The organism is Pseudomonas sp. LFM046 (assembly GCF_000949385.2).
Taxonomy (GTDB): domain Bacteria; phylum Pseudomonadota; class Gammaproteobacteria; order Pseudomonadales; family Pseudomonadaceae; genus Metapseudomonas.
This window is the reverse complement of the sequence record NZ_JYKO02000001.1, coordinates 4876629-4901314: the sequence shown is the minus strand read 5'-3', so window position 1 is coordinate 4901314 and position 24686 is coordinate 4876629. Positions and strand designations below refer to the sequence as shown.

Annotated in this window: 26 protein-coding genes and 3 tRNA genes; 15 read left to right on the top strand and 14 right to left on the bottom strand. The window is 59.4% G+C overall.

The window, feature by feature from the left end; translation table 11 throughout:
• Positions 1-27: 27 nt before the first annotated feature.
• The 3 genes from can to TQ98_RS22615 are packed head-to-tail and all read left to right on the top strand — an operon-like array spanning position 28 to position 2586.
• Positions 28-672: a carbonate dehydratase gene (can, locus tag TQ98_RS22625; protein ID WP_044873489.1), complete on the top strand. Its 645-nt coding sequence runs from the start codon at positions 28-30 to the stop codon at positions 670-672.
• A gap of 3 nt (positions 673-675) precedes the next feature.
• Complete coding sequence (locus TQ98_RS22620) at positions 676-1587, top strand: DMT family transporter (RefSeq protein ID WP_044873490.1); 912 nt, start codon at positions 676-678, stop codon at positions 1585-1587.
• Positions 1588-1590: 3 nt separating this feature from the next.
• The gene (locus TQ98_RS22615) at positions 1591-2586 is read left to right on the top strand and encodes an isocitrate/isopropylmalate family dehydrogenase (protein WP_044873491.1); all 996 of its coding nucleotides are present in this window, start codon (positions 1591-1593) and stop codon (positions 2584-2586) included.
• Between the two features lie 137 nt (positions 2587-2723).
• Here TQ98_RS22615 and TQ98_RS22610 read toward each other — a convergent pair whose 3' ends face one another.
• Positions 2724-2951 (bottom strand): hypothetical protein, encoded by a 228-nt coding sequence (locus TQ98_RS22610; protein ID WP_044873492.1) that lies wholly within the window; start codon positions 2949-2951, stop codon positions 2724-2726.
• A gap of 223 nt (positions 2952-3174) precedes the next feature.
• On the opposite strand from TQ98_RS22610, the gene TQ98_RS22605 reads away from it, so the two are divergent.
• Genes TQ98_RS22605 through TQ98_RS22595 form a run of 3 tightly spaced genes read left to right on the top strand, consistent with a single transcriptional unit; the run spans position 3175 to position 4127 of the window.
• Positions 3175-3450, top strand: a complete 276-nt coding sequence (locus TQ98_RS22605; protein ID WP_177410191.1) for a type II toxin-antitoxin system Phd/YefM family antitoxin — start codon at positions 3175-3177, stop codon at positions 3448-3450.
• Complete coding sequence (locus tag TQ98_RS22600; protein WP_044873493.1) at positions 3443-3733, top strand: type II toxin-antitoxin system RelE/ParE family toxin; 291 nt, start codon at positions 3443-3445, stop codon at positions 3731-3733. Before TQ98_RS22605 ends, TQ98_RS22600 begins: the two co-directional genes overlap by 8 nt.
• A gap of 46 nt (positions 3734-3779) precedes the next feature.
• On the top strand, positions 3780-4127 hold the full coding sequence (locus tag TQ98_RS22595; RefSeq protein WP_044873494.1) for a hypothetical protein: 348 nt from the start codon (positions 3780-3782) through the stop codon (positions 4125-4127).
• Positions 4128-4148: 21 nt separating this feature from the next.
• Here TQ98_RS22595 and TQ98_RS27705 read toward each other — a convergent pair whose 3' ends face one another.
• Together TQ98_RS27705 and TQ98_RS22590 are read right to left on the bottom strand one after the other, a co-directional pair.
• Positions 4149-4826 (bottom strand): hypothetical protein, encoded by a 678-nt coding sequence (locus tag TQ98_RS27705; protein WP_146036036.1) that lies wholly within the window; start codon positions 4824-4826, stop codon positions 4149-4151.
• On the bottom strand, positions 4798-5142 hold the full coding sequence (locus tag TQ98_RS22590; RefSeq protein WP_044873495.1) for a hypothetical protein: 345 nt from the start codon (positions 5140-5142) through the stop codon (positions 4798-4800). Before TQ98_RS22590 ends, TQ98_RS27705 begins: the two co-directional genes overlap by 29 nt.
• A 149-nt stretch (positions 5143-5291) precedes the next feature.
• On the opposite strand from TQ98_RS22590, the gene TQ98_RS22585 reads away from it, so the two are divergent.
• The 6 genes from TQ98_RS22585 (at position 5292) to TQ98_RS22560 (ending at position 10940) form a co-directional block, all read left to right on the top strand.
• On the top strand, positions 5292-6161 hold the full coding sequence (locus tag TQ98_RS22585; protein WP_044873496.1) for a restriction endonuclease: 870 nt from the start codon (positions 5292-5294) through the stop codon (positions 6159-6161).
• A gap of 266 nt (positions 6162-6427) precedes the next feature.
• Positions 6428-7759 carry an AAA family ATPase gene (locus tag TQ98_RS22580; protein WP_146036035.1) on the top strand — a complete coding sequence of 444 codons (1332 nt, stop codon included), beginning with the start codon at positions 6428-6430 and terminating at the stop codon, positions 7757-7759.
• Positions 7760-8662: a hypothetical protein gene (locus TQ98_RS27700; RefSeq protein ID WP_146036034.1), complete on the top strand. Its 903-nt coding sequence runs from the start codon at positions 7760-7762 to the stop codon at positions 8660-8662.
• 648 nt (positions 8663-9310) lie between these two features.
• Entirely contained in the window at positions 9311-9583 is a 273-nt protein-coding gene (locus TQ98_RS22565) for a hypothetical protein (protein ID WP_082073262.1), read from the top strand.
• A 444-nt stretch (positions 9584-10027) separates the two neighbouring features.
• On the top strand, positions 10028-10201 hold the full coding sequence (locus TQ98_RS27820; protein WP_158249369.1) for a hypothetical protein: 174 nt from the start codon (positions 10028-10030) through the stop codon (positions 10199-10201).
• Between the two features lie 166 nt (positions 10202-10367).
• Positions 10368-10940, top strand: coding sequence for an Arm DNA-binding domain-containing protein (locus TQ98_RS22560; RefSeq protein ID WP_052659223.1), 573 nt, complete (start codon positions 10368-10370; stop codon positions 10938-10940).
• 119 nt (positions 10941-11059) lie between these two features.
• Here the strand turns inward: TQ98_RS22560 and TQ98_RS22555 are convergent.
• Together TQ98_RS22555 and TQ98_RS22550 are read right to left on the bottom strand one after the other, a co-directional pair.
• Positions 11060-11136, bottom strand: a tRNA-Met gene (locus tag TQ98_RS22555).
• Between the two features lie 237 nt (positions 11137-11373).
• Positions 11374-13083, bottom strand: a complete 1710-nt coding sequence (locus TQ98_RS22550; protein ID WP_044873500.1) for a BCCT family transporter — start codon at positions 13081-13083, stop codon at positions 11374-11376.
• Between the two features lie 474 nt (positions 13084-13557).
• Between TQ98_RS22550 and TQ98_RS22545 the strand changes: the two genes are divergently transcribed.
• Complete coding sequence (locus TQ98_RS22545; protein ID WP_044873501.1) at positions 13558-15123, top strand: BCCT family transporter; 1566 nt, start codon at positions 13558-13560, stop codon at positions 15121-15123.
• Positions 15124-15211: 88 nt separating this feature from the next.
• Here the strand turns inward: TQ98_RS22545 and ychF are convergent, their stop codons facing one another.
• From ychF to TQ98_RS22500, 9 genes are all read right to left on the bottom strand, one after another.
• Positions 15212-16312 (bottom strand): redox-regulated ATPase YchF, encoded by a 1101-nt coding sequence (gene ychF, locus TQ98_RS22540; RefSeq protein WP_103103052.1) that lies wholly within the window; start codon positions 16310-16312, stop codon positions 15212-15214.
• Positions 16313-16338: 26 nt separating this feature from the next.
• Positions 16339-16923, bottom strand: a complete 585-nt coding sequence (gene pth, locus TQ98_RS22535; protein WP_044873503.1) for an aminoacyl-tRNA hydrolase — start codon at positions 16921-16923, stop codon at positions 16339-16341.
• Positions 16924-16961: 38 nt separating this feature from the next.
• Positions 16962-17564 (bottom strand): 50S ribosomal protein L25/general stress protein Ctc, encoded by a 603-nt coding sequence (locus tag TQ98_RS22530; protein WP_044873504.1) that lies wholly within the window; start codon positions 17562-17564, stop codon positions 16962-16964.
• Between the two features lie 105 nt (positions 17565-17669).
• Entirely contained in the window at positions 17670-18611 is a 942-nt protein-coding gene (locus tag TQ98_RS22525; RefSeq protein ID WP_028629917.1) for a ribose-phosphate pyrophosphokinase, read from the bottom strand.
• 86 nt (positions 18612-18697) lie between these two features.
• Positions 18698-18772 (bottom strand) — tRNA-Gln (locus tag TQ98_RS22520).
• Positions 18773-18832: 60 nt separating this feature from the next.
• Positions 18833-18907 (bottom strand) — tRNA-Gln (locus TQ98_RS22515).
• A gap of 32 nt (positions 18908-18939) precedes the next feature.
• Positions 18940-19791 (bottom strand): 4-(cytidine 5'-diphospho)-2-C-methyl-D-erythritol kinase, encoded by an 852-nt coding sequence (ispE, locus tag TQ98_RS22510; RefSeq protein WP_044873505.1) that lies wholly within the window; start codon positions 19789-19791, stop codon positions 18940-18942.
• 2 nt (positions 19792-19793) lie between these two features.
• Entirely contained in the window at positions 19794-20411 is a 618-nt protein-coding gene (lolB, locus tag TQ98_RS22505; RefSeq protein WP_044873506.1) for a lipoprotein insertase outer membrane protein LolB, read from the bottom strand.
• Between the two features lie 3 nt (positions 20412-20414).
• Positions 20415-22145 (bottom strand): tetratricopeptide repeat protein, encoded by a 1731-nt coding sequence (locus tag TQ98_RS22500; RefSeq protein ID WP_044873507.1) that lies wholly within the window; start codon positions 22143-22145, stop codon positions 20415-20417.
• A 186-nt stretch (positions 22146-22331) separates the two neighbouring features.
• Here TQ98_RS22500 and hemA point away from each other — a divergent pair, with 186 nt between their 5' ends.
• Both hemA and prfA read left to right on the top strand, forming a co-directional pair.
• Positions 22332-23606, top strand: a complete 1275-nt coding sequence (hemA, locus tag TQ98_RS22495; RefSeq protein ID WP_044873508.1) for a glutamyl-tRNA reductase — start codon at positions 22332-22334, stop codon at positions 23604-23606.
• Positions 23603-24685, top strand: coding sequence for a peptide chain release factor 1 (gene prfA / locus TQ98_RS22490; RefSeq protein ID WP_044873509.1), 1083 nt, complete (start codon positions 23603-23605; stop codon positions 24683-24685). The genes hemA and prfA overlap by 4 nt, the downstream gene beginning before the upstream one ends.
• Position 24686 lies beyond the last annotated feature (1 nt).

Sequence of the window (24686 nt, the reverse complement as noted above, 5' to 3'; positions counted from 1 at the left end):
GCGCCAGCCAAAAGAGGAGAAGACGCAATGAGCGACCTGCAAGAGCTGATCGACAACAACGCGCGCTGGGCCGAGCAGATCAAGCAGCAAGACCCGGACTTCTTCGCCAAGCTGGCCAAACAGCAGGTGCCGGAGTTCCTCTGGATCGGCTGTTCCGACGCCCGCGTGCCGGCCAACGAAATCGTCGGCATGCTGCCCGGCGACCTCTTCGTCCACCGCAACGTCGCCAACGTGGTGCTGCACACCGACCTCAACTGCCTGTCGGTCATCCAGTACGCCGTGGACGTGCTCAAGGTGAAACACATCCTGGTCACCGGCCACTACGGCTGCGGTGGCGTCCGCGCTGCCATGCGCGACACCCAGTACGGCCTGATCGACGGCTGGCTGCGCACTATCCGCGACCTCTACTACGAGCAGCGCGAACACCTCGCGACCTTCGCCACCGAGGAAGAGCGCGTCGACCGCCTCTGCGAGCTCAACGTCATCCAGCAGGTGGCCAACGTCAGCCACACCACCATCGTCCAGAACGCCTGGCACCGTGGCCAGGAGCTTTCCGTCCACGGCTGCATCTACGGCATCAAGGACGGCATCTGGAAAAACCTCAACGTCACCGTCAGCGGCATGGAACAACTGCCGCCGCAGTACCGCCTGCGTCCCCTCGGACAGAACTGAACCATGTCAAAACCCAACAGCCGGGCCGTTACCCTGGCCTGGCTTGGCCTGCTTGTGGCCAGCGTTTTCTGGGCCGGCAACGCCCTGGTGGCTCGCGCCTTCCACGATGCCATTCCACCGTTCACCCTGGCGTTCTGGCGCTGGAGCCTTGCGCTGGCCATCCTCCTGCCCTTCGTCGCCCGCCCCATGTGGGAACATCGCAGTGCGCTGCGTTACGCCGGCTGGCGCCTGGTGGTGGTGGCGGCTCTTGGCATCAGCACCTACAGCGTCTTGCTCTACTTCGCCGCCCGTACCACGGTGGCCATCAACCTCACCCTGCTCAACACCTGCCTGCCGCTGGCCACCTTCATCGGCGCCGGGGTGCTGCTCCATGAATGGCCGCCGCGCCGCGCCTGGCTGGGCCTCGGAGTGGCGACCATCGGCCTGCTGGTGCTGATCGCCCAGGGGCAACTGGCACAACTGGCCGCGCTGACCTTCAACCCCGGCGACCTGATCATGCTGGTCGCCGTGGTGGACTGGGCCCTCTACACCCTGCTGCAGCGACGCTGGAGCCAGTACCTCCAGCTGCCGCCGCTGGTGCTGTTGGGTGCTTTGGTGCTGTGCGGCGTGCCCATGCTGCTGCCGTTCTACCTGCTGGAACTGGCCAGCGGGCAGCGTTTCGAACCCTCTGTGGATAACCTCGCCGCCATCGCCTACACCGGCATCTGTGCCTCGCTGCTGGCCTACCTGCTGTGGAACCAGGGCATCCGCGTGCTGGGCGTGGCCAAGGCCGTGCTCACCAACTACCTGATGCCGGTGTTCACCGCTTTGCTCGCCTACCTGCTGTTGGACGAGGGACTCCAGGCCTACCATTGGTTCGGAGGGGCGCTGATTTTCGCCGGCCTGCTGTTGGCGACACGCCCCTCACTGAGGTGAGCCATGCACAAGCTAGTCGTCATCCCCGGGGACGGCATCGGCCGCGAAGTGGTGCCATTGGCGGTCGAGGCCCTGGAAAAACTCCTGCCCGACCTGCAAACGGTTGAGGCCCAAGCCGGCTGGGAAACCTTCCAGCGCAGCGGCTGCGCCGTTCCGGAAGCCACCTTCCAGGCCCTGCGCGACTGCGGGGCGGGGATTTTCGGTGCCGTTTCCTCCCCCAGCCAGCGAGTGCCCGGCTACCGCAGCGCCATCCTCCAGCTGCGCCAGACCCTCAAACTCAACACCAACCTGCGCCCGGTGCGCAGCTGGCCCTGCGTCTCGTCCCGACCGGGTGTCGACCTGATCATCCTCCGCGAGAACAGCGAAGGCCTCTACAGCGGCCGCGAGCACTGGGAAACCGAAGACGTGGCCATCGCCGAACGGGTCATCAGCCGCGGCGCCAGCGAAGCCCTGGCCCGCCGCGCACTGGAAGTGGCCAAGGCGCGCAAGGCGCGGCGCATCACCCTGGTCCACAAGGCCAACGTCCTGCCCATCACCTGCGGCCTGTTCCGCGACACCTGCCGCGAAGTGCTGGAAGGGGAGGGCTGGGCCGCCGAACTGGACGAGCGCCTGGTGGACCTCATGGCCCTGCAGCTGGTGGAACAACCCGAAGCCTTCGACCTGATCGTCACCACCAACCTCTTCGGCGACATCCTCTCCGACCTCGCCTGCCACTGGAGCGGCGGCCTCGGGCTGGCGCCCTCCCTCAACTGGGGCAACGGCATCGCCCTGGCCGAACCCGTCCACGGCAGCGCCCCCGACATCGCCGGCAGCGGCCGCGCCAACCCCATCGCCGCCATCCTCAGCATCGCCCTGCTGCTGCGCTACCACTGGCAGAAACCTGCCCTCGCCAAGCGCCTGGAGAAGGCTGTGGAAAACTTCCTGCTGGACGAAGGCAAAGCCGACTTCGGCTTCGACACCACCCGCATCGTCGGCCAAGGCATCCTCGCCGCGCTCTAAGGCTTTTGCTCCCCTCTCCCTCTGGAAGCTGGAGAGGGGAGAGGAAAGCCAATCCCCGCTCGGCCTACCAAGGACAACCCCGCTCCAATCCCCGCCCCCCACAAAAAGAAAACCCCGCCAAAGCGGGGCTCTCACTCTCAACCAGACTCAACCTCCACGGGCCCCGGCAGAGCCTTCTCCACCAGCACCAACATCCTCTTGGGCGCCCGAACCTCAAGCCGCGCCGAACCATTCACAACCGGCCCAACCACAATCTCGATCCCTTCGGCCTTCAACCTTTCCATCAACACTGATTCGCTGACTCCTTCCAGCACCCTCAGCGTAAGCACATCACCTTCCCTGCGTTCGCCAACATGAATCTGCATGTGGATTACCTCGCATGGATAACCGCGCAAGATCATCACGAAGCGTGGGGTGGGTCTATGGATTGGATGGGGAATCGGATTGCGCTTACGCGGAATGGAGGTGGTGTAGATGAAAACGCACTCCGACAGAGCATTCCGGAAAAAGCGCTTCTTGAAGTCACCGCTTGAAGCTATCCTTTAAGGGCTGTGATTGGTGCTTTTAATGATGCTTTAGGAGGCTCGAATGACCTTCCAGATCCTGGCGGATATTGCCGCCTCCGTTACTGACCTCAAGCGGGACCCAATGGGAACCATCCGCGAAGGTCATGGCGAAACCGTCGTTATCCTCAACCGTAACGAGCCGGCTTTCTACGCCGTTCCGCCTGCGCGCTACCAAGCCATGCTCGAACTCATCGACGACCTTCGTTTAGCCGAACTGGTCCGCGCCCGCCAAGGGGAGCCGACCGTGGCTGTGGACATCGATGAGCTGATCGCCCAGGCAACCGATACCAGTGCATAAGTTCAGCCTGGAGTTCAACGCTAAGGCACTCAAGGAATGGAACAAGCTGGACTCCACCATCCGGCTGCAGTTCGCCAAGAAGCTGAAAGAGCGCCTCGACCTGCCACGAGTTGAAGCCGACCGGCTCAAGGGCATGCCGGATTGCTACAAGATCAAGCTGCGTTCCGTGGGCTACCGTCTCGTTTATGAGGTGGTGGATCAGCGTTTGGTTGTCACTGTGATTGCGGTTGGAAAACGTGAGCGCTCAGAGGTCTATGACACCGCTAAGAAACGGCTTGATTAGCGATGTAAGCGTTTGTGCGTTTCTTCCAAACGCATAGGAGACTGGGATGTTGGACGCTTTGATGATGCTTCTTCTGATTTCTGCTTTGGTCGCTTGCCCCATCTTCTTGATATGGCGTGAAAACCAGCTGAGATGGTGGGCCAGATACGTGCTCTCGCTCATGCCGGTGGCGTATACGTGGATAGGCTGGCGGCTTGGTGTCCTGGCTTACGACCATTTTGGTTGCCAGGGCGGCGCAAAGAACGTTCATGCGTGCTATGCCAATGGTATCGACGTTACCGCGCTGGTTGGCCATGGCATGTTCCTGATGATTCCATTTATCTTTTTTGCAGCGCCGATGTCTCTATGGTTTCTGCTTAACACTGGCGCCAAGCATATCGGTCAACGAAACTAACCAAATTGAGTGGATTTTGAATTATTTCTTTCGGGCGCTTATTGATTTTGGTAGGTCTTGTCGTTGGATGAATATGGGGCCGTTTTTTTTGGCTTCTTCTATGAATTTTCCTATCATTTCATTTCTTTTTATACCAAACACATCCTGTGCATAAATGCTGAGTAAGCAAGTTAAAAGGGACGTCCAGATGACTAAGCTTGGGCGCTCCAAGGAAATGTTGTCGGGGGTCATTACTTTGCCTTGAATGGAGATGCTTTCTAGTCTTATGTTTAGTGCGGAAATGGTTTTCTTTCTTTTTTCAATTGATAGGCCATTCAGGTGGTCTTTTAGTGAGAATGTTACATTTGATGCATTGTGGACGATGAGGTTGCGTAGCTCGGACAGTTCGGATATGAATTTTCTTTCAGCTTTGCTTAGAAGCCCTAGGGCGGATATAAAAGCTATTTTTCCGCATTTTTTGTTGCTCATTTCTAGGTTCGAAAAAATGTCTGTCAGTTCATATTTCCCGAAATGATGGCAAAGCATTTCAGAGCAAGCTGACTCAATTAGTGCATGGGATTTTATAATTAGCGACCAGTCATTTTCATCCTTGAGTGAAACCACGAAGCCAGGTGGCAAATCAAAGGCTTCCTCGATTGCCAAAATTTCCTCATTACCTTGTCTCATAATCTCACCAAGTTTTCTCTCGTAGTCCTTCAATACATTCCTTCACATCATCATCGATGACGTTCCCCGGCTTGATGCACTCCTTCATGGACTTACGTGTCCCCCGATTGGCCTCTCGCTCGGCTTGTTCTCGGCTCTGAAGGTTGCTGCGCGCGGCATCACCAAGTGGGCCATCGGTGCCGGCAAGGAATTCATTTACGGTTTGGTCAACCGCTTCGCCAATCTTCTTGGCGTAGGGCTGGATCGCTTCTGCTGCCTGAGTGGCGAGGGGCTTAGGTTCGGCGGCGATGGATTGCTGAGCAGTGGCCGTAAGGCCTGCAAGCAGGAAGAGGGTGGATAGGGCTTTCACCTGGACCGCTCCTTGGTTCAGTGGGGGCTCGCTGTCGTTCGTCCAGTTAGCCCAAAGTCTTTGCTGGTGGCTATTTACGACGGGCAGCATACCGCGTTAGCTTCGCGAATGGCCTTGTGCCACATACGGATATCACGAGAGCCCACGGAATGGCACGTCGTCGCAAGACCTCCCCCTTTGAAGACCTCATCTCCCTCGCAGCACTATTGCCCTGGTGGGCCAGCCTGCTGATTGCCCTGGTGTCTTGGTTCCTGCTCCACGGATTCGCGACCAGCACACCTCCTGCTATGACCCACCCCAATCAGTTTTCCGAGGCAATGACGGGGACTGTCCTGCGCAGCTTTGCATTGGTTGGGCAGTACCTCATCCCGTTTGCCTTCGTTTGCGGTGCTATCGGTTCAATCGCCGGCAGGGCCAAGCGCAAGAAACTCATCAAGGATGTAGCCGCCGCCACTCAGCCAGGCAAAACCGTCGACGGCATCAGCTGGCGCGAGTTTGAGCAGCTGGTGGGCGAAGCATTCCGACGCAAGGGGTTCACCGTTATCGAGAGCGGTGGCGGTGGCCCGGATGGTGGGGTCGATCTCATCCTGCACATGGGGACCGACAAGTACCTGGTCCAGTGCAAGCAATGGAAGGCCATCAAGGTCGGCGTCACTGTGATCCGAGAGTTCTTCGGCGTAATGGCGGCCGAAGGCGCGGCGGGTGGCTTTGTTGTGACCTCCGGTACCTATACCGAAGAGGCCAAGGCGTTCGCCCAGGGACGCAATATTCAGTTGGTAGATGGCACCTTGCTGAAGCGCTGGATTGCCAACCGATCCGAGCCCACGCGGCCACTGACTGCTGCTCCGGAGCTGCCTAAACCATCGGTTCAGCCGGCCGTTCCGCTCTGCCCCGTCTGTAGTTCTTCAATGATCCTTCGCACAGCTAAGCGTGGGATGAACCAGGGCAATCAATTCTGGGGCTGTGCTAAGTACCCGGCCTGCCGAGGCATACGCCAGCTAGAGGATGTCTCCGCGTGAACCAACCCAAGTCCTAAAAATGGGCATACAGACGCTGCACTGGTTCATTTGACCTGAGCTGCATTGCTATTGTGCTTCTGGGCGGGGTTTCCTATTGATGCGTTGCAAATGAAGGTTCAGATATGACGATAGCGTGGGATTTGGAGTTTATGCGGTGCTATCTTGGCTGTAATGCTAGTTGCAAGTTAGTTGAATAAGGATAATCTATTTATTTCTATCTTTAATGGGCTGAGAAACACTTATTTTGATGTCTTGCGAGGTGATGAGTGAAACTGACTAGAGTGGTTGTTGAAAAGCTATTCGGTGTTTTTGATCATGATATTGCATTCATGACGAATAGCGACGTTACTATAATTATTGGCGAAAATGGTCTCGGAAAGACAGTAATACTTGAGTCAATAAATGCTTTTTTTGGTGGAAATTATAAATTCTTTTCGAGCTTGGATTTTGCGTCTTTTGGATTTCATTTTAGTAATGGTGAGCATTGGTTGTTGCAGAGGAATAAATATCAAGACGGATATACTCTTCAAATTGCTCGCGGGTGGGCGGATAAGGCTGGATTAAAGCCTAAGTTTCAGAAGATATACTCTGACTTTGATAGGGCGGAACTGAGAAAGCTAAGGGGGGATTATGCAGTGCTCTCCGATCTTGATCGTGAGCTTATGAGTCGAGATGATTATTATCGTGCATTAGTGCGTCGACGTCATGCTGAAGAAGTATTTTATTATGAAAGTAAGTATGTTCATTCGGGCGATAGACCGGAGAAGAATGATCTCCCTAAGTGGTTTAAAGACGGTTTGGCAAGTGTTAATGTTAGGCTTATTGAGACTCAGCGTATTATCTCGCCAAAAGAAATTGGTGGAGAGTCTTACGTTAGTACGGTTGGGAGTTGCTCGTCTGAGCTAAAAGATTTCATCTCAAGAGCCGTTAAAGAATCTGCTGATATTGCCTCTGCTTTAGATAGCACCTATCCGAACCGTTTGGTTGAGAAGCTAAAGCTAAGGGCCGAGTATTCTTACCAAGAGTTGAATGATGCGCTTCTGAAGCTAGATGAACGTCGTAAGAATTTTTCTTCTGCGGGACTTCTTGTTGATGCGCAAGACTCGGATATGGCGAGAATTGAAACGGAGCAAAACGATTTAATCGTCTTGCTCAAGCTGTATGTCGATGATAGCCACGAAAAGCTGAATCCCTATGAGGATCTCTCGAAGAAAATTCGGCTATTTATGTCAATTGTGAACAAAAGGTTTAAGCATAAGCGACTTGAAATAAATAAAGCTGAAGGCTTCATATTCAGGTCGACAGTGATTCGACTTGATGACGGAACATATGCGAAGATTCCGCATTCTAAACTTTCGTCGGGAGAGCAACACGAGCTGGTGTTGTTCTATAAGCTGATCTTCAATTCTAAGGTTGGAGATTTGGTTCTGGTTGATGAGCCGGAGCTTTCCCTGCATATATCTTGGCAGAATAAGTTTATTAATGATTTGAAGGAAGTTGCTGCCATGAATGGGATATCTGCAGTTATCGCTACGCACTCGCCGGACATTATCTCTGAGAACTGGGATCTGAAAGTGGAATTGGTGGGGGTTGAGTGAGTGGAGAAGCATATATCCCCGGATAGAATAGCCAATTCTATAATGCAGTCTGTTGATTTTAAGGGGCATTTTGTCCTTGTTGAGGGTGTGAAGGATTTAAGGCTTTACAGCAAATTTTTTGATCGTGAAAGAACACGGCTAATTCAAACTTTCGGAAAGTATTTGCAGCGTCAAGTTTTTGCAATTCTTAATCAGCGAGGCTTCAATGAGAAGCTCGGTGTCAGAGACGCTGATTTTCTTAGGATTCCTGGTAACGGAAAGTACGATCCTCAGTACTCTGATGATGTTTTTGTGACAGATCATCATGATTCAGAGGTTATGATTTTTAATAGTGATGCCCTGTACGCCTTCTTGGATGTGGTGTCGGCCAGAGAGAAGGTCGATGACTTTCAACGTTCAAGAGGATGCTCTATAAGGGATTTGGTTTATAATCTTTGTCTCCCCATAGCTTGTCTTAGATATGCGAGTAAGAGGTATGGCTTAGGTCTGTTGTTTAAGCCAGAAAATCCGGAGGGGAATAGGATTAAGTTTAAGAAATTTATCTGTGACCGACGCCTTGTTTTTCTTGGTGTTGATGATCTTATTCGAACCGTTTGCGATTATTCTAGGGCCAGAAGTCCAGGTATGGCCTCTCAGGTCGATATATTGGCCGCTTATAATTCGGTCCAGGGGCAAGGATACTCTTTGCTGGAGTTGGTTAATGGGCACGATGTCGCTGAAGTTCTTTTCATGGTTCTTAAGAAGGGGTTGAATAGCACTAGCGAATTGTTAAGCGGTCCTGATTCCGTTGAGTCTGCGCTTTCGTTGTCTTTCGATTTCGTTGAGTTCTCTAAAACGCAACTCTATCAGTCGTTATTGGGATGGGATGGAAGGGTTGGAGCGGATGTTTTGAGAAGGGAATAGCTGAGCAGTTAGGGGTGGCAATGGCTTTAAGCGATTTATAAGTCATTGCTACCTGTGGTTACTCAAGAAAAACTGGCAGGTGCCCTGTTTTTTGATTGGTAATATGAGCTGTCTTGACTAAGTTGAAATAAATTTGTAATTGCAGTAATAATGGGCATGGCTAATAAATCATGCCGTCGAGTATCCTTCGCTCACTTGCTTATTTCATTTTTTTCGGGCGTACCAGCGCCTAGCTACTTCCTTAGTGATCGCTATCCCGCAGTCTGATTGGGCAAGTTTCGATGGGCCTCGTCGTATTCTGGGCTCGTTTGGCCTTTCTCCGGCATTACTTCTCCAGAAATAAGCCACCAGCGATATTGTGGGAAAACTGCCACAAGAATCCCAATCTCATCGGCTCCAAGCCTGGCGCGTCCGCGTTTAATATTCTGCCAGCGTACATATCCGGTGCTACCGGCCTCGGATAGCTCCGTGATGCTTGCCATCTCTAACAGCTTAAGCCCGCGCTTTGTAACTCCCTCATTCATACATTCTTCCCAGAATTTTCCTACATTTAGGTCGCTTAGCCTTTATGTATATTTTGCGTGTAACCTAAACGTGTAATTGATACATGGTTATTCCAATGCTTGGACGCGATTATAGGGACATTGTATGGAACAGTCTGGTGTAACGAGGGTTTCGCTCGATTATCCGAATGATCGTACCCCCGATTTCCGCGACCCACCTTTCTGCTCGCAGCTCGCGCTGGCGCGAATGCTGGGCATCGAGCAGATCACCGAGGACGTAGTGCGCGGCTGGGTAGAGTCGGCCACGTTGCCGACGGTGAAGATCGGCCGCCGCCGCGTCATCAACCTGCACCGTCTGCGCAGGGACCTGGACGACGGCAAGACGGTGTTCAGCGCGGGGGATTACGCCGATGAATGAGGCTGTGGGTCGTCGCTTTTCCAAAGCCCTGCTGAGTCCGGGGCTGAGGTTGCTCTGCCTGCTGTACAAGGCCCCTCGCGGCATGTCCAGGTCGGTGCTGATCCTGACGCACCATCGAAGGGCCCCTTTCAGGGGGCCGTCCGGCCGTTACCCGCAGGCCGCCATTTGCGTGGGGTCGGTTTCCATCGATATGCGCGGTCTGCCGGAGGGGCCGGGAATCTATCTGCGTTATGTCCCCGTACGGCCGCCGCGTGCCGAAGTGCTGGCCCGCTGTTCCTGGCGGCGCACGTGTGCGGATCGGCCGGGTGACGGTACGGCCGAAGTAGGCCAGGTGCCGTCCCTTCGATAACCAGGCTCATGTTTGTTGTTTGGCGATCACGGTGCAGTCACCGAGGGGCGCGTTCGTCTTGAGCGGGAAGCATTTTGAACAGGGATAAAAGGAATATGGCGGACGTGCTGCTTGCGCTTTTTCCGGCCTTGGCCATGGCGACGTTCATTTATCGCCATGATCAGAAAGGCATTGAACGGGAGCCGGCCAGGCTCTGGCGCTGGATCGAGAACATGCTGTTCACGGTGGTCGCGCTGGAGTTGTTGTTGCTGACGGTTGGACTGGATTGAGCCTTGGGTTGCGGGACTCAGGGCCTCTATAGAGCAGGTTTTGGATGAAGCACGGTGAGGGAGGGGAAAATGACGATGAATTTCTAAGAGAAGGACCCTGCCGGGCGTCGAGCGTTGAGATGATCGCCCGGCAGACGGATGAGTGCGGCGCACCAAGGAGGATGGCATGACAGTTCGTCGGGAGGGCGAAGGGTGGTTGGCAGACTTTTACGAGAACGGCCAGGACGGGAGGCGCATTTGCAAATCTGGCTTCGCCTCCCGTGAGGACGCTGAGCGGTACGAGGCGGACTTCATCGCCCTGCGGCAGATGACGGGCATTCCGCTGGATGAACGCCTTTCGGACCTGGTGGAGCTCTGGTGCGACCGGCGCGGTCGCTTTCTCCGGAAGCCCGAATGGCGGCTGTTGAGGCTGCGAGGGACGGTGAAGCGTCTGGGTAACCCGCGTGTCAGCGAATTCACTGCGGAGTCCTGGGAGCGCTACGAGCACACCCGGCGTACGCAGGTCGTACCCTCGCTGATAAGGCAAGAAAGGAACTGCCTGTCGACGGTGTACGCCGATTTGATTCACTTCGACTTCTGGCTTGGGAAAAACCCGTTTGCAGAGTGCCGCGAAGCGGGTAATGGCGGCTCCGAACCTGACAACATTTTTCTGCGCCGTACTCGCGAGCGCTCTGCTGAAATCGAGGCCTTGGTTTGTGCGTTGCCGGCCCGTCACTGCACGGCGCAGTACGGCGAGTGAGTACGGCGAGTGACTGTGGAGGAGGGTGCGAGGAGCGGAAACAAAAAGGGGTAGTCATCAGGACAATGACTACCCCAGAAAGCACAAAGGGTTAGCTTGTGCTAACCCTTTGTTTTGTATGGTGGCTACACCGGGACTTGAACCTGGGACATCAGCATTATGAATGCTGCGCTCTAACCGACTGAGCTATGTAGCCGAGTGGCGCGCATTGTCCGTATCTCCAGGCAGGCTGTCAACCCCTTCGCTTAGATAATTTTGTGATCTTTCAATTGTTTAGGCGGCGGGAGCGTTTTCAGGGGCGCGCACTGGGGGTTGCCCTTCGGCACGGCCTGGTCGGGGAGGCGGCGCTTCGTGTTTTGTCGGGGGAATGAGGTGGCGCTGCAAAGAAAAAGCCCCGGAAGTCCGGGGCTTTTTTGTGGCGAACATCAGGCCATCAGGATGGGGTGCCGGCCTTGCGTGCGGTCAGCGGGGTGACCGTCGCCCCGCCCGTTACCGATCTGTGTCGATGCGAAGCACCGCTGTGGGAATGCTCATGAATGGGCAGGCGGCTACCCGGGTGGTGGGGCAGGTCGCCGGTCGGTTCCTGTCGCAGGCTGCGCATCAGGGTGTAGCTCATGACCGTCATCAGGAATGCGATGGGCAGGGCGACGACGATGCTCGCCGTTTGCATGGCCTTGAGCCCGCCTGCCAGGAGCAGGCCGCCGGCGATGGCGCCTTCCAGAACGCACCAGAGCAACCTGATCCAGCGGGGCGGGTTGGTGCTGCCCAGTGCGTTCAAGGTGCAGAGCACCTGGGTGCCCGCATCAGCGGTGGTGACGAAGTGCACGGCGAGCAGCAGGCAGACCAGAACCGACAGCACGCCGCCGACAGCCGGGCTGTCCAGTTGCCCCAGCAGGGTGAACATGGCGGCGGTGTGGTCCTTCTTGGTGGCCTGAAGAACGGCACCGCCTTCGTATGAATTCTGCTCCTGGACCAGCTCACCGCTGGCGACCGCTTGCTGGTAGTGCTGGCGATCATCCTGCTCGCTCTTCAGCGCGCTACCACCGAACACGGCCATCCAGAGGATGGTGACCAGCGTCGGCACCAGCAGGGCGCCCACGACGAGTTCACGGATGGTGCGCCCCCGGGAAATCCGCGCAATGAACAGGCCTACGAAGGGGCCCCAGGTCATCCACCACGCCCAGTAGAAAGCGGTCCACCAGTTCTGCCAGTCGCCGTTCTTCTGGGTGTCCATCCAGAGGCTCAGGCCGGGCAGGTTCTGCAGGTAATCCCCGGTGGATTCGAACATGAGGTTCAGGATGTAGCGCGTCGGTCCGATGACCAGGACGACCAGCATCAGGCCGAACGACATGTACATGTTGAGCGTGGAAATCCGCTTCATCCCCTTGGACAGGCCGGCCAGGAGCGAGATGGACGCGATGATGGTGACGACGACGATGATGGACAGCTGGAAGCCGACGCTGACTGGCAGTCCGAAGACTTCATTGAGCCCGGTGTTGATCTGCGCGACGCCCATGCCCAGGGATTGGGAGACGCCGAACGCCGTGATCGTCACGCCCAGGATGTCGACGAGGTGGCCGATCCATCCATAGATCCGGTCGCCGATGAGCGGGTAGAGCAGTGAGCGAAGCGCCAGGGGCAAGCCCTTGCGGTAGGAGAAGTAGGCCATGCCGAGGCCGATCAGGGTGAAGATCGCCCAGGGGTGAAGCGCCCAGTGGAACAGCGTGATCCGCATCGAGACGGTTGCCGCTTCATCCGTCAGCCCGGTGGCGAACGGGTTGCTGGCGTAATGCAGCATGGGCTCGGCGACGGACCAGAAGATCAGGCCGATCCCCATGCCGGCGCTGAAGAGCATGGCGATCCAGGACGCGAAACTGAACTCAGGCTGGTCGTTCTCGGCGCCGAGTTTCAGGTTTCCGAACCGGCTGGTGGTGATGTACAGCAGCAGGCAAAGCACACTGCTGACGAGGGCCAGGTAATACCACTTGAAGTTGTTCAGGATGGTTGTGGAGGCTGATTCGAATGCCTTGGCGGCCTCTTCATCCTTGAGCGCACAGAACAGCACAAACAGGATTACGGTCGTTATCGAAGTCAGCGTTACGTTCGGGTTTAGACCTTTCAGGAGGCCCGATTCTGCGCGCATTGTTGTCCCCATTTTTCTTGTTCACGGGTGAGGCTTTGCGGGTTGGAGCGAAGCGCCAGGCGTTGGCGGTTGCCTGCTGCCTTGACGCCTTGCATGGGATGTCGCCTTGGTCGATCCAGGTCCGGGAGGTGGCACCAGAAGGGGTGACACGACCTGGCGGCAACACAGTCCTCCTCATCAGGTCAGTGGCGGGGCACGCATAGATACCGGAGTGCATGCGTCGGCGCATATCCATTACCGCCAAGGCCCTGCCAGGAAGCGTCAAGGATGAGGATTCCAGCGTGTCTGGCAGCAGGCATCCGTCGTCTTGGCCATCGTCCGGTCGACGCGTGCCTGTCGCATTTGGATCGGCGGGCAGCGTCCATGCGCAAGAGACCGTTCACGCGCCACGCGACCATTGAGGGATACCCGCTGTCGCCCAGCCGACAGGTTTAGCTACATACAAGAAAAAGCGCTCAAAGCTTGAGGAGGCCTATGCACAAGACACCCAAATCACCCGTCGACAAGGTCGTTTTCTGGGGGGCTGTCGTAATATCGGCCTCGCTGGTCACCTACGGGGCGATCTGGCCCGAGGCTTTGTCGACGTTGGCGCAGGCGGTGCTGAATACCATCATCGACTGGTTTGGCTGGAGCTTCGTCCTCTCCACCGCATTCTTCCTCTGCTTCGCGCTGTTCCTGGCTTTCAGCCGCTTCGGCCAGATCAAGCTGGGCATGGACGACGAACAACCCGAGTTCAGTACGTCGTCGTGGATCGCGATGATGTTCAGCGTCGGCATGGGGATTGGGCTCATGTTCTGGGGGGGGGCCGAGCCGATCACCCACTTTTCGACTCTACCGGCCGACCAGGCGGCACCTCATTCCAGGGAAGCGGCCAAGATCGCAATGGGGTACGCCTACTTCCATTGGGCGTTTCACCCCTGGGCGATCTACGCGATCGTCGGCCTGGTGATCGCCTACTTCTCGTTCCGCAAGGGGCTGCCAAACCTGATCTCCAGTGCCTTTACACCGCTGATTGGTGAAGCGGGCGTACGCGGGCCACTGGGCAAGTCCATCGACATCCTGGCGGTTCTGGCCACGCTGTTCGGCACCGCCACCTCGCTCGGCCTGGGCGCGCAGCAGATCAACAGCGGCCTGAACTACCTCTGGAACACCGGCGAATCGAACAGCATTGCGTTGGTGATCATCGCCGTGATGACGGTGCTCTTCATCCTGTCCGCGATTTCGGGCGTGGGTAAGGGCGTGCAGTTCCTGAGCAATCTGAACATGTGGGTCGCGGTGGTGCTGTTGTTGTTCCTGGCAGCGGTGGGCCCCACCGTGTTCATCGTCAATACGCTGGTCGCTTCGATAGGCGAATACCTGCAGGAGCTGGTGCCGATGTCGTTCCGCACCGCAGCGTTCAGTGACGGCAAGTGGCTCGCTGGCTGGACCATCTTCTACTGGGCCTGGTGGGTCTCCTGGGCGCCCTTCGTGGGCACCTTCATCGCGCGAATTTCGCGCGGCCGTACCGTTCGCGAGTTCGTCGTCGGCGTGATCCTGATTCCCAGCGGAGTGACGATGGTGTGGTTCGCGATCATGGGCGGCTCGGCGCTGTACTCGGAGCTGGCAGGCGCCGGCGGCATCGCCGCAGCCGTGAAGGACCAGGGCCCGGCGGTGGCGCTGTTCATGCTGCTGGCGCAGTATCCCGCCGCGGCGCTGACCTCGTTCGCAGCCATCCTGCTGGTGGGCGTGTTCTTCATCTCGGGGGCTGATGCGGGCGCCATCGTCATGGGCATGCTCTGTGCCCGTGGCAACCTGAAGCCGCCGAGCTGGCTGGTGGCGCTGTGGGGCGTGCTGACCAGTGCGGCAGCCTCGGTGCTGCTGGTGATGGGCGGCCTGAATGCGCTGCAGACGGCCGCCATCATCTTCGCCGCGCCGTTCCTGGCGGTGATGGTGGGGTTGTGCGTGTCGCTGTGGAAGGCGCTGCTGGATGACCAGCCGGAGGAAGCACCACGTGCTTCGCTTGGCGCTCTCCACAAACCGGTGCGGGCCACGTCGGACTAAAGGCCCGCCGGAAAGGAAAAACCCCTTGAAGCGGCGAGCTTCAAGGGGTTTTGTGTTTATTGGGTTCCGTGAGGAGCCCCGGCTTGGATCAGACGTTGAAGCGGAAGTGCATAACGTCGCCGTCCTTGACGATGTATTCCTTGCCTTCCAGGCGCCATTTGCCGGCTTCCTTCGCGCCGTTTTCACCCTTGAACTGGATGAAGTCGTCATACGCGACCACTTCGGCGCGGATGAAGCCCTTTTCGAAGTCGGTGTGGATAACGGCGGCTGCCTGGGGGGCAGTGGCGCCGACGCGGACGGTCCAGGCGCGGACTTCCTTCACGCCAGCGGTGAAGTAGGTCTGCAGGTTGAGCAGGTCGTAACCGGCGCGGATCACGCGGTTCAGGCCCGGCTCTTCGAGGCCGAGGGCTTCGAGGAACATGTCCTTCTCTTCGCCGTCATCGAGCTCGGCGATTTCGGCTTCGATCTTGTTGCACACCGGCACCACGATGGCGCCTTCTTCTTCGGCGATGGCTTTAACCACGTCCAGGTGCGGGTTGTTCTCGAAGCCGTCTTCGGCCACGTTGGCGATGTACATCACCGGCTTGCTGGTGAGCAGGTGGAAGCCGCGCACCAGGCGCTTTTCGTCGTCGCCCAGGTTCTTCAGCAGGGAGCGCGCCGGCTTGCCTTCGCTGAAGTGGGGGATGAGTTTTTCCAGCAGGGCCTTCTGGGCCAGGGCGTCCTTGTCGCCGCCCTTGGCGTTGCGGGCGACTTTCTGCAGTTGCTTCTCGCAGCTGTCGAGGTCGGCGAAGATCAGTTCGAGGTCGATGATCTCGATGTCACGCTTGGGGTCGACGCTATTGGAGACGTGAATGACGTTCTCGTCTTCGAAGCAGCGCACCACGTGGGCGATGGCGTCGGTTTCGCGGATGTTGGCGAGGAACTTGTTGCCCAGGCCTTCACCTTTCGACGCGCCCGCTACCAGGCCGGCGATGTCGACGAATTCCATGGTGGTGGGGATCACGCGCTCGGGCTTGACGATCTCGGCCAGCGCATTGAGGCGCAGGTCGGGCATCGGCACGATGCCGCTGTTCGGCTCGATGGTGCAGAAGGGGAAGTTCTCCGCCGCAATGCCGGACTTGGTCAGGGCGTTGAACAGGGTGGACTTGCCGACGTTGGGCAGGCCGACGATGCCGCAATTGAATCCCATGGAATGTGCCTCTGCGCGGAGTGGTTTCAGGCCTTCTGGCTGTGCAGCTTCTGCATCGCTTTGGTCCAATCACCGGCGAGCATTTCCGGCAGCACGCCGAGGGCGAAGTCGATGCTGGTATCCAGCAGTTCCTGCTCGCTGCGCGGGGCGCGGCTGAGCACGAAACCGGAAACCAGGCTGCTGTGCCCCGGATGGCCGATGCCAAGCCGCAGGCGATGGAACGAATTCTGGTTGCCGAGCTGGGCGATGATGTCGCGCAACCCGTTGTGGCCACCGTGGCCGCCGCCTTTCTTGAGCTTGGCGACGCCGGGGGGCATGTCGAGTTCGTCGTGGGCCACCAGGATGGCCTCGGGGGGAATGCGGAAGAACCCAGCCAGGGCCGCCACGGACTGGCCGCTGCGGTTCATGTAGGTGGTGGGGATCAGCAGACGAACATCGCGGCCTTGATGGGAGAATTTTCCGACCAGGCCGAAGTATTTCTTGTCGAGGCTCAGGTTGACGCGTTCACGGTCCGCCAGGCGCTCAACGAAAAGGGCCCCTGCGTTATGCCGGGTCTGGTCGTATTCGGGGCCTGGATTACCCAGGCCGACGATCAGTTGAATGGCAGTCACTACAGGGGCCCTTTTTCAGGCTGACGCAGAGTAAGAAATTACTCGGCTTCGCCTTCTTCCTTCACCACGCGGGAAGCATGGATGTTGGCAACAGCCAGGTCGTTGCCGTGGGCCAGGGCCACCAGCTCAACGCCCTTCGGCAGCTTGAGGTCGGACAGGTGCAGGGTCTGACCGACTTCGACCTTGGCCAGGTCAACTTCGATGAACTCCGGCAGGTCTTTCGGCAGGCAGGAGACTTCGACTTCAGCGATGGTGTGGGAAACTTCGCCGCCGCCTTGCTTCACGCCAACGGAGGTAGCTTCGTTGATGAAGTGCAGGGGTACGTGGGCGGTCAGTTTCTGGCCGGCAACTACGCGCTGGAAGTCAGCGTGTACTACGAAGCCTTTGGACGGGTGACGCTGCAGGGCCTTGATCAGAACGGTTTCGGTAGCACCGGCAACGTTCAGAGCGATCACGTGGCTGAAGGCAGCTTCGTTTTCCAGCAGCTTGGCCAGTTCTTTGGCCAGCAGGCTTACGGATTGCGGAGCCTTTTCGCCGCCGTATACAACAGCGGGAACTTGGGCTTCGTTACGACGCAGGCGGCGGCTCGCACCTTTCCCCAGGTCGGAACGTACGGAGGCGTTCAGGGCAAAATCAGTCATTACAGTTCTCCAAAATAACCAAAACGCCCGTAATGCTTGCGACCAGCATCCGGGCGGTTGGGCAAAAAGCCCCGCCGAAGCGGGGCGCTTTCATCAGGGATGTCCTTAACGGAACATCGCGCTGATCGATTCCTCATTGCTGATGCGGCGAACCGCTTCAGCCACAACCGGCGCGATATCCAGCTGACGGATACGCGAGCAGGCTTGTGCCGCGGCGGACAGGGGGATGGTGTTGGTCACCACCAGCTCGTCCAGCACGGAGTTTTCGATGTTCTCGATGGCACGGCCGGACAGCACCGGGTGGGTGCAGTAGGCGTAGACCTTGGCGGCGCCGTGGTCCTTCAGGGCCTTGGCTGCGTGGCCCAGGGTGCCAGCGGTGTCGACCATGTCGTCGACCAGCACGCAGGTGCGGCCTTCGACATCGCCGATGATGTGCATGACTTCGGACTGGTTGGCCTTCGGGCGACGCTTGTCGATGATGGCAAGGTCAACGCCCAGGGACTTGGCCACGGCACGGGCGCGAACCACGCCGCCGATGTCCGGGGAAACGATCATCAGGTTTTCGAAGCGCTGGTCTTCGATGTCATCGACCAGGACCGGGGAGCCGTAGATGTTGTCCACCGGAATGTCGAAGAAGCCCTGGATCTGGTCGGCGTGCAGGTCGACGGTGAGTACACGGTCGATACCGACGACGGTCAGCATGTCAGCCACTACCTTGGCGCTGATGGCCACGCGGGCGGAACGCGGACGGCGATCCTGGCGGGCATAGCCGAAGTAGGGGATGACCGCGGTGATGCGGGAAGCCGAGGAACGACGGAAGGCGTCAGCCATCACGACCAGTTCCATCAGGTTATCGTTGGTCGGTGCGCAAGTCGGCTGGATCAGGAAGACGTCCTTGCCGCGGACGTTTTCATTGATTTCAGCACTGATTTCGCCGTCGGAGAACTTGCCTACGGAGGCATCACCGAGGGGAATATGCAGTTGACGAACGACGCGACGCGCCAGATCGGGGTTGGCGTTCCCCGTGAAGACCATCATCTTGGACACGCGCAGTACCTGCCGGCTGAGGGTAGACCTGATGAATCAAAAAGCCGTTCAAAGGCCGTGGGCTTTTGAACAGCTTTTCAAGTGTATGGCAGGGGCGGCTGGATTCGAACCAACGCATGGCAGGATCAAAACCTGCTGCCTTACCGCTTGGCGACGCCCCTATGTGTATAACTTGCTATGCAGGACCTTCGTTTCGTTGTGCGCATAACCCGTGGGGTTAATGGCAGGGGCGGCTGGATTCGAACCAACGCATGGCAGGATCAAAACCTGCTGCCTTACCGCTTGGCGACGCCCCTGTATCGTACAACCGAATGCCTTGCATTCCTTCTCAAGCCAGCCCTTGAAGCTTGCGGTGCAACATGGAGATGTTGCGGCCTTGGGCAACAAAGCTTGGCAGAGTGGCCGGAAGTTGGCGGCGAACTTTATCAGCATCGCCTTTGTTTGGGAAGCTCCCAAACACACAAGCTCCAGTGCCGGTCAATCTAGCTGATGTGAATTTATTCAACAAGATCAGCGCGTTACGAACATCCGGGTAACGCTTCTCGACCACCGGCTGACAGTCATTTCGACCGCCCCCCTCAAGAAGGCTGCGAACTTTAATGGGCGGAGTATTCCGTGTCAACTCGGGATCGGAGAAAACTTCTGCTGTGCTGACAAAGACTTGCGGAACTGCGACGAGGAACCACGGTTCGGGCAGTTCCACTGGCGTCAGCTGCTCGCCGACCCCCTCTGCGAACGCCGCGCGACCGCGCACGAAGACCGGTACATCTGCGCCCAGCGTGAGGCCCAGGGCGGCCAGGCGATCTTCGCTCCAGCCCAGGTTCCACAGGCGGTCCAGGGCGAGGAGGGTGGTGGCGGCGTCGGAACTGCCGCCGCCGATGCCGCCGCCCATGGGCAGTCGCTTGTCCAGCCAGATGTCGACGCCCAACCGGCAGCCGGATTCGGCCTGCAGCTTGCGGGCAGCGCGGACGATCAGGTTGCTGTCATGGGGGACGCCGGGCACTTCGGTGCGCAGGTGGATTGCTCCGTCCGGGCGCAGGGAAAAGCCCAGTTCGTCGCCATGGTCGAGGAACTGAAAAAGGGTCTGCAGCTCGTGATAGCCATCGGCGCGGCGGCCGAGGATGTGCAGCATGAGGTTGAGCTTGGCCGGGGCCGGCAGGATGAGTTGCGCGTCCTGCATGTTCAGTGGCCGAGCTGACGCGGTTGCCAGTCCTTGATCACCAGGGTGACGTCAAGGTTCTCGCCACTGAGCTTGATGCGCTCGGGCAGGGCAAAGCCGTTCTGTTCCACGTAACTCAGGTACTGCACTTGCCAGCCATCCTGTTCCAGGGCGGCCAGGCGGCTGGCGCCATCGAGGGTCAGGCGGCTGCGGCTGTCGGGGGCGGGCAGGCCGCGCACCCACCAGAGCAGGTGGGACACCGGCAGGCGCCAGCCGAGTTGTTCTTCCAGCAGGGCTTCGGGGGACTCGGCCTGATAGCGGCCCTGATTGGCCACTTCCAGTTCGATCTTGCCCGGGCGGCCAGTCAGGCGTGCGGCGCCACGGCCCAGGGGGCCGGAGAGGCGGATGTCGTAGTAGTCCTGGCGTTGTAGCCAGAACAGGGTGCCGCTGCCGGAGTCTTTGGGGGCGCGGATGCCGACTTTGCCGCTGATCTGCCAGCCATCGAGTGCAGTGACCTGGGCCTTGTGGGCATTCCAGGTGGCTTCGTCGCCCTGGCCTTCGAGGGTTTCGTGGGGGGCCAGGGCGGCACAGCCGGTGAGCAGGACAAGCGCACCGGCGGCCAGGAGATTACGTAAACGCATGGATCAGAGGGTTCCCGAGCCTGTCAGGCGTTGCAGGGTGTTGCGCAGGATGCTGCTGTCGGGTTGTTTCTGCAGGGCATCGGACCACACTTTCCGGGCTTCGACCTGTTTGCCACGGGCCCAGAGCACCTCGCCCAGGTGGGCGGCCACTTCGTGGTCGGGGAACTCCTGCAGGGCCAGGCGCAGCAGGCGCTCGGCCTCGTCCAGGTTGCCCATGCGGTAATTCACCCAGCCGAGGCTGTCGAGGATGGCGGGGTCGTCCGGGTTGAGCTTGTGGGCTTGCTCTACCAGCTTCTTGGCTTCGTCGTAGCGCGTGGTGCGGTCGGCCAGCGTGTAGCCGAGGGCATTCAGCGCCATGGCGTTTTCCGGCTCGCGCTCGATGATGAAGCGCAGGTCCTTCTCCAGTTGGGCCAGGTCGTTACGCTTCTCGGCCAGCATGGCGCGGGTGTAGAGCAGGTTCAGGTCGTCCGGGAATTGCTGCAGGCCCTGGTGGATGACTTTCCAGGCGCGTTCCGGCTGCTGGCGCTCGGCCAGGCTCTCGGCTTCGATCAGGTAGAGCTGGATGGCGTAATCGGGCTGGGCCTCGCGGGCCTTGGCCAGACGCGCTTCGGCCTCTTCGGCGCGGCCGCTTTCCAGCAGGATTTCCACCTGGCGCATCTGCGCCGGCAGGTAGTCGTTACCGGCACCGACCAGGGCGTACTCGATCAGTGCGCTCTGCTTGTCGCCGCGCTTCTCGTAGACCTGACCCAGATTGAAGTGGGCCGAGTCGAGATGGCTGCCGCGATCCACCAGTTCTTCCAGGTAGACCTGGGCTTCGTCCCAGGCTTCGCCTTCCATGCAGACCAGGGCCAGGGAGTAGCGCAGGTCGTCGTCATCGGGGAACTGCTGCACCAGGCCGGAGAACTCGGACTTGGCTTCGTCCAGGCGACCCTGCTCCACGAGCATGCGGGCGTAGGTCAGGCGCAGACGCTTGTCGTCCGGGTGCTGCTTGATGGCCTTTTGCAGCAGGGGCAGGGCCTCGTCGCCGCGTTTCTGGCTTTGCAGCAGGCGGGCGCGAAGCAGGATCGGGGCGATTTCCTTGTTATCGGAAGGCAGGCCTTCCAGCAGCGTGAGTGCTTCCTCGGTACGGCCATCCTGTTGCAGCAGTACGGCCTTGCCGAACACCAGTTGGCCGTTGTCGGGGTGCTTGGCGAGCAGGCGGTCGAAGCTCTGGAGCAGGCCGGCGCGGGTGTCGGCGTCGGTTTCTGCGGCGGAGAGGGCGAGGAAGTCGAAATGGGTGTCGCCCTGGCCCTGGAGCACTTTCTCCATATAAGCCATGGCTTCGTCATAGCGGCCGGCACGGGCCAGTTGGATGGCGGCGGCGCGCTGGGCGTCGAGGTTGTCCGGGGCGTTCTTGGCCCAGATCATCGCGGTATCCAGCGCGGCCTGCTCGGCGCCCAGGTACTCGGCGATGCGGAACGCACGCTCCGCCACGGCCGGGTCCTGGGTAGCGTTGGCCTGCTGGACGTAGTTGCCAAGGGCGATGTCGAAGCGGTTGCGCTGGCCCGCCAGTTCGGCGGCGAGCAGGGCGTAGAGGGTTTCGCTGCTGAACGAGCCATAGACCTCGGGCTTGGCCGGCGTTGGGGCCTGGGTGCCTCCCTCGACCGGGGGTGTGCCGTCCGGGGACTTGTGGGTCAAACTCTGGCAGCCGCCGAGGAACAGCAGGGCGGCCAGCAACGCGAGGGATCTATTCATAGAGGCGGAAGGCGTCTAACCAGCGAGTGGCTCATCATGACACAAGCCGCCAGGCAAGCACATGGGGCGCGCCCCAACCCGCGGCGGGCAAAAACCTGTTCAAGGCGACAATTATCGGCAGTGGTTGTCGTCGTTCGGGTGAAGTAGGACAATTGCGCGCCCTCCCGTTTCAGTTAGCGACCCTGCATGGCCTTCATTGCTCTTGGTATCAACCACAAGACCGCCTCGGTGGACGTCCGCGAACGCGTGGCTTTCACCCCCGAGCAGTTGGTGGAGGCCCTGCAGCAGTTGTGTCGCATCACGCCCAGCCGCGAGGCGGCCATCCTCTCCACCTGCAACCGCAGCGAGCTCTATCTGGAGCAGGATCACCCCAGCATCGATGAGGTGCTCGCCTGGCTGGCCGGATACCACAACCTTAGCCTGGAAGAGCTGCGTGCCTGTGCCTATGTGCATCAGGACGACGAAGCCGTGCGTCATATGATGCGTGTTGCGTCCGGGCTGGACTCCATGGTCCTCGGCGAACCGCAGATCCTCGGCCAGATGAAGTCCGCCTACGCCGTGGCGCGTGAGGCCGGCACCGTCGGCCCGCTGCTCGGTCGCCTGTTCCAGGCCACCTTCAGCACCGCCAAGACGGTACGCACCGACACCGCCATCGGTGAGAACCCGGTTTCCGTGGCGTTCGCCGCCGTCAGCCTGGCCAAGCAGATCTTCTCCGACCTGCACCGCAGCCAGGCACTGCTGATCGGCGCTGGCGAAACCATCACCCTGGTCGCCCGCCACCTGCACGAGCAGGGCGTGAAGCGCATCGTGGTCGCCAACCGCACCCTGGAGCGCGCCAGCGTCCTGGCCGAGGAGTTCGGCGCCCACGCCGTGCTCCTGGCCGACATGCCCCAGGAACTGGTGCACAGCGACATCGTCATCAGTTCCACCGCCAGCCAGCTGCCCATCCTCGGCAAGGGCGCGGTGGAGCGGGCGCTGAAGCAGCGCCGGCACAAGCCGATCTTCATGGTGGACATCGCCGTCCCCCGCGACATCGAGCCCGAAGTGGGCGAGCTGGACGATGTCTACCTCTATACCGTGGACGACCTGCACGAGGTGGTTGCGGAGAACCTCAAGAACCGCCAGGGCGCGGCCCTGGCCGCCGAGGAGCTGGTGGGCGCCGGCGTCACCGACTTCATGCAGCGCCTGCGTGAACTGGCAGCGGTCGACGTACTGCGTGCCTACCGCCAGCAGGCCGAGCGTCTGCGTGATGACGAGCTGGCGAAAGCCCAGCGCCTGCTGCAGAACGGCGCCGCCGCTGAAGAGGTGATGGCGCAGCTGGCCCGTGGCCTGACCAACAAGCTGCTGCACGCCCCCAGCGTGCAGCTGAAGAAACTCTCCGCCGACGGTCGCTTCGATGCGCTGGCCGTGGCCCAGGAGCTCTTTGCCCTCGACGAGGGCTCGGATAAAAGTTCGCAATGAAAGCTTCCCTGCTGAACAAGCTCGACCTCCTTCAGAACCGCTACGAGGAGCTCACCGCCCTGCTTGGCGATGCCGAAGTCATCAGTGACCAAGGCAAGTTCCGCGCCTATTCCAAGGAGTTCGCCGAAGTCGAGCCGGTAATCCTGGCTTTCCGCGAATTCCGCAAGGTTCAGGACGACCTCGAAGGCGCCCAGGCGCTGCTCAAGGACAGCGACCCGGACCTGCGCGAGATGGCCGAAGAAGAAGTGGCCCAGGCCCGCGAGCAACTGGTGGAGCTGGAAGACCGCCTGCAGCGCATGCTGCTGCCCAAGGACCCCAACGACGGCCGTAACGTCTTCCTCGAAATCCGCGCCGGCACCGGCGGTGACGAGGCGGCGATCTTCTCCGGCGACCTGTTCCGCATGTATTCCCGCTACGCCGAGCGCCAGGGCTGGCGCGTTGAAATCCTCTCCGAGAGCGAGGGTGAGCACGGCGGCTACAAGGAGGTGATCGCCCGGGTCGAAGGCGACAACGTATACGCCAAGCTCAAGTTCGAGTCCGGCGCGCACCGCGTGCAGCGGGTACCGGAAACCGAATCCCAAGGCCGCATTCACACGTCCGCCTGCACCGTTGCCGTGTTGCCTGAGCCGGACGAGCAGGCCGCCATCGAAATCAACACAGCCGACCTGCGCGTGGACACCTACCGCGCCTCCGGTGCCGGTGGTCAGCACGTGAACAAGACCGACTCGGCGGTGCGTATCACCCACATCCCGTCGGGCATCGTCGTCGAGTGCCAGGAAGAACGTTCCCAGCACAAGAACCGCGCCAAGGCCATGGCCTGGCTGGCGGCCAAGCTGAACGACCAGCAGGAAGCGGCCGCCCACAAGGAAATGTCCGATACCCGCCGCCTGCTGGTGGGGTCCGGCGACCGCTCCGAGCGTATCCGCACCTACAACTATCCCCAGGGCCGGGTCACCGATCACCGCATCAACCTCACCCTCTACGCACTGGACGATGTCATGGCCGGCAGCGTGGAAGCGGTGATCGAGCCGCTGCTCGCCGAATACCAGGCTGATCAGCTGGCGGCGCTGGGAGACTGAC